Raw genomic sequence first — 4,751 nt, 5'->3', positions numbered from 1 at the left:
CCTTTTTCTGTTTATTCATTTACACAAGATATTTTACGCTCTCGGATTGTATACTGATTTTCAGACAAATTAAAGAGGTGAGAAGTGACCTTTCATCTTAGTTCATTAATAAAGAAGGATATCTACATCATTATACTCATGATCGTCACGGTGCCACTTGCGGGGGAGCTGAAGTTTTATCCGTTCAATGAAACGTTCCGTATCGGTTTCGGTGCTCCCACGATGTTTTTCTTTTTATTATTGCTGCAAAAAGTGCCTTTTATTATACCTGGTTTTTTTACGGCTGCAGCAGTTATCTTTTTTCGTGTTACCATTGATCTGGTTACAGGGAATATGGAGAATATGGTACTTTCTTTTCAACATCATTTTCCAGCGTTTTTCTTTTACTTTACGTACGCTTGTTTATTTCAACTAGTAGACGTAAAACGATTTCGCAATTGGTCGCTCTTAATCGGGCTCATTGGTCTTTTGACGGAACTAGTATCCAATGGGACAGAGCTGCTTATTGAATATTTCTTGTTGAAATCGACCATTTCATTTGCAGAAGTGATCGAAATGGTGAAGATCGCATTTGTCCGTTGTTTTATTGTCGTGAGTTTTTTTAATATGGTAAAACTATATGAAGCACAATCAAGGGAAAAGCACATAAGGGAACAAAACGGGCACATGCTGATGCTTATTTCCAATTTGTATGAAGAAGCTGTTTATTTGAAAAAAACATTAAAAAATGCAGAAACAGTGACAAAAGAATCGTATGATTTATATCGTGCTTTAAAAGAGATTGACAATGGAATGAGCCAGAGAGTGCTACGGATGGCCGGGGAGATACATGAGATTAAAAAAGATAATCAACGAATTTTCGCAGGGCTTTCGAAATTAATTACCAATGAAAGCTATAAAGATTACATGAGTGTGGCGGAATTAATTCAATTAATCATCCACATTAACGAAAAATATTCATATTCGCTTGGGAAACACATTGTCTTTACGTATTCGATTAAAGGAAACCATTCAAATTATCACGTCTACACAGTTTTGTCGCTAATTAATAATTTAGCTGCCAATGCAGTAGAGGCTATAGCGGAGAGCGGAACCGTCCATGTCGAGTTACTCGAACATGATGAAATGGTTGAATTTAACGTTTATAACAGTGGTTCTGTTATTCCTGAGAAATACAAAAAGGTTATATTTGAACCAGGTTTTACATCAAAATATGACGAACGTGGAAATCCATCTACAGGCATTGGGCTAGCCTATGTTAAAGAAGCAGTTACAAACTTTGGCGGAGACATTGTTTTTGAAAACCAAAAAGACGGGGTCTTATTTTCGATAAAATTACCAACTCATCAGTTGATTTTATGCGGTTTTTTATTGTAGATGATGATGATGCCATTCGGTCCATCTTAAGTCAAATCATTGAAGACGGGGATTTAGGTGAAGTGGTCGGAGAAGCATCGGATGGTGATCAATTAACAGGTCCTTTTTTGAATATGCAAAAAGTGGACATTCTTTTTGTTGATTTATTGATGCCTGTTAGGGATGGAATTGAAACGATACGCCATCTTGACGGACAATTCAAAGGGAAAATTATCATGATCTCCCAAGTAGAATCAAAGGAATTAATTAGCGAGGCTTACGCACTCGGAGTAGAGTATTATATCATGAAGCCAATTAATCGAATTGAAATTGTCACGGTCATCCGAAAAGTGGTGGAACGAATTCAACTCGAGAAATCGATTCAAGAAATAAAAACATCTCTCAGCAGCCTATTAAATTTAGAGGATCAAACAGTACAGTCAACTGCGGTTAACGAAAAAAGTATTGCAAACATCGGTGAGTTTTTATTAGCGGAGCTTGGTATTGTTGGGGAGAATGGATCGAGGGATTTAATCGACATTCTTAAATGCTTATTTACGTACGAACATGCAAAGGCCTCTGAACAAAATTTTCCATCCTTAAAAGAGATATTCAAACAAGTTGCTCAAAAAAGGCTGGGATCGTCTGCTTCAGAAATGGATATAAACAGGGAAACGAAAGCTTCTGAACAGCGAATACGAAGAGCTATTACACATTCGCTTATTCATTTTGCTTCTCTTGGTTTGACAGACTACGCCAATCCAAAATTTGAGAACTACGCATCGAAATTCTTTGATTTTATGGTCGTTCGTCAAAAAATGAGGGAAATTCAGGAAGATTCATCGACTTCTTTTACGCCCACGAAAGTAAATACGAAGAAGTTTATCCAAGTCTTCTTTTTTGAAGCTAAACGGTTATACAAAGACATATGAGGATAAACATTAATGTACTGTTCTCTTCTCAAGCCTGAGAATATCAGTCACCCTATTCGAATCAGGAGTTAATACAGATAATTGTAATTCTGGAGTAGAAAGATTATGATATTGTATTCAAATAACTAAAAGTATTAAAAAAATAAGAATTTTTTTATTTAGGTATAGCAAATCTATTTTGTAAAGGGAAAAAGGAAATATGACTTCTAAAAAATCAAAACAATCAAAGCACTTAGCTAGTTTTTCACTGGCTGTTATGGGGACTGGTTTTGCAACAACGATTCCATTTCACGGATCATCGTGGATTGATGTCGTGCACGGAGGATTTGAAGCGGGTCTAGTCGGTGGACTAGCCGATTGGTTTGCCGTCACGGCTTTATTCCGCCATCCATTGGGAATACCTATTCCACATACAGCTCTTTTGCCTAAAAACCGTAACAAAATGATCAAAGCGCTTGTTTCTACGCTTGAAAATGACTGGCTTTCAAAAGAAAGTATTCAAGATAAACTACAAAAAATTCAATTTACTGAAAAAATATTTCCAATTTTAGAAAAAGAGCTTCATTCCGAATCTGCAAGAAAAGGATTGGTCTCACTTGCAGATCAACTAATTCGTTCTGTTCAAGTGGAGAAGATAGCGCCTTTTATCGAAAAGGAATTAAAGTTTTCTCTTTCTTCTATTGAAATAAACGGGGTCCTTCAATCTGTCGTCGATCAAGTGCTCATTCATGAATATGATGAGAAAGTATTCGATTATGTTCTTAGTGAAGCAGAACAGTGGGCAAAAAGAGAGAGTACAGGTCATCAACTTGGCAGTATGGCCATGCAGGCACTTAACAATATCGAGTTAGACGGTTTCATGCAGTTTGCTTTAAAGTCTGTTCAAAACTTATTGAATGAAGAAAAACTCGGCAGTATATTACAAAACCTTCTACTTAATGTTGTAAGCCATTTACGCCAGAAAGAAGATCCGAATAGAAAAGCGTTTCTTTTACATGTACGTAAAAAGTTACGAAGTATAGAAGACAAGAAAGAATGGTTAGAAGAAATCGAAAATTGGAAGCAACATCTTCTTGCTAAATGGGAGCCGGCTGAGAAAATAACTGAAATCTTACAACGAATTCAGCAAAAAACATTAGCCTTTATTCAAAGCAGCGAGTTTATGGACACGTACGTTCTTCCATTTTTAACACGCTTACTAAATAATCTAAAAGAAGATCCAATAAAAAACAGCATGATTGAAAATGGGGTACAAAAGCAAATTGCCATTCTCGTTGAAGATAATCATTCCAAGATCGGTAAGCTCGTGCAGGAAAATCTAGATAAGTTAGATAATGACAAGCTTGTCTTCATGATGGAAAACAATATTGGAAAAGACTTGCAGTGGATTCGGGTGAATGGAGCTGTTTGCGGTTTTATGATCGGGATCGTTTTAACAGGAATCAAAGCACTCATTTATTAAAAAGCAAAGACCTTATCAGCACTAAGTTGACAGGGTCTTTGTTTTGAATAGATAAAATAGGCTTTTGTTTTACAAAAATCTATTTAATTGAAAGGAATATCGCTATTGAAGAAGAAGTGTTAAGTTATGAAAAAGTTGATTAAATAATTGGGAAATTTTCGGTGTTGAATCTGCAATGATAAATAAGGGGGATATAAATGATTGCCATTACAGATGAAGACAGAAAAATTGTTTACAACTACATCATACATAATTTGACGATACGACTATTGCAAAGTGAATTAAAAGAGAATGAAAAATCAACTATAAAAATGAAAAGAGTTTATTTATCAGCGAATCAATATCAAGAAAGCCAAGCCCTCAAACAGTTAAAAGAATTAAGAAAAGAGATGAGCACGCGAGGATTAAGAATAGTGGGGGAACACACGCTTGATAACGATATGACTGAATTCCGTTATTTATGTCGTGGTGTTCCATCGACTATACACTTTGAAGATAAGGAGCTTCATAAACTTATCCAAGAAAACCGCTTTGAATTGCTGCGCTGAGCGGCTTAATATTTAATGTTAAGTTCCAATTCTTTTAATTCTGCAATCAAATTGTTTCTCTCTATATTTACTTGTAAATCGTCAAAAAGAAACTCATTTAACTCATGAATATCGCATATGATGGCTGATAGTTCTTTACTAATGAGTGCCAATTTTTGTCCTTCAATAAGCTTTTTCTTGTAACGATTAAATTTCGGATCCAGGACGTCTATTTGCTCGAAAATATTTTCTAAAGAGCCGTAAAGTTGAATTAGCGGCAAGGCCGATTTTTCACCAATTCCCGGACAGCCAGGAATATTATCGCTTTTATCGCCTAGAAGTGCCTTCACATCAATCCATTGCTCAGAGGTAATGTGATAATCATCTTGAAAGTGATTGAATGAATAAACAATATCTCCTTTTTTTCCACCGGAGAGCGTAAAATATCTTGTGTAAATGAATAAACAGAAAAAG

At 35.6% G+C, this 4,751-nt stretch carries 5 protein-coding genes; 4 read left to right on the top strand and 1 reads right to left on the bottom strand.

Translation table 11 applies throughout. The features are described from left to right. Positions 1-138: 138 nt before the first annotated feature. From AWH49_RS15700 to AWH49_RS15685, 4 genes are all read left to right on the top strand, one after another. Positions 139-1,377, top strand: coding sequence for an ATP-binding protein (locus tag AWH49_RS15700; RefSeq protein WP_082862903.1), 1,239 nt, complete (start codon positions 139-141; stop codon positions 1,375-1,377). Further along, a complete protein-coding gene (locus AWH49_RS15695; protein WP_063966498.1) occupies positions 1,359-2,288 on the top strand; it encodes a response regulator in 930 nt (309 codons plus the stop codon). The genes AWH49_RS15700 and AWH49_RS15695 overlap by 19 nt, the downstream gene beginning before the upstream one ends. A gap of 199 nt (positions 2,289-2,487) precedes the next feature. Next, positions 2,488-3,750: a DUF445 domain-containing protein gene (locus AWH49_RS15690; RefSeq protein WP_063966497.1), complete on the top strand. Its 1,263-nt coding sequence runs from the start codon at positions 2,488-2,490 to the stop codon at positions 3,748-3,750. Positions 3,751-3,947: 197 nt separating this feature from the next. Next, positions 3,948-4,298: a YhjD family protein gene (locus AWH49_RS15685; RefSeq protein ID WP_018393708.1), complete on the top strand. Its 351-nt coding sequence runs from the start codon at positions 3,948-3,950 to the stop codon at positions 4,296-4,298. 5 nt (positions 4,299-4,303) lie between these two features. Here the strand turns inward: AWH49_RS15685 and AWH49_RS15680 are convergent. After that, positions 4,304-4,751: 5'-3' exonuclease H3TH domain-containing protein (locus AWH49_RS15680; protein WP_280512839.1), on the bottom strand; the 448-nt coding region annotated here is incomplete at its 5' end.

The organism is Domibacillus aminovorans (genome assembly GCF_001643235.1).
Lineage (GTDB): Bacteria > Bacillota > Bacilli > Bacillales > Domibacillaceae > Domibacillus > Domibacillus aminovorans.
Note: the sequence above shows the minus strand (reverse complement) of the source record. Positions and strands in the feature narration are given on the sequence as shown.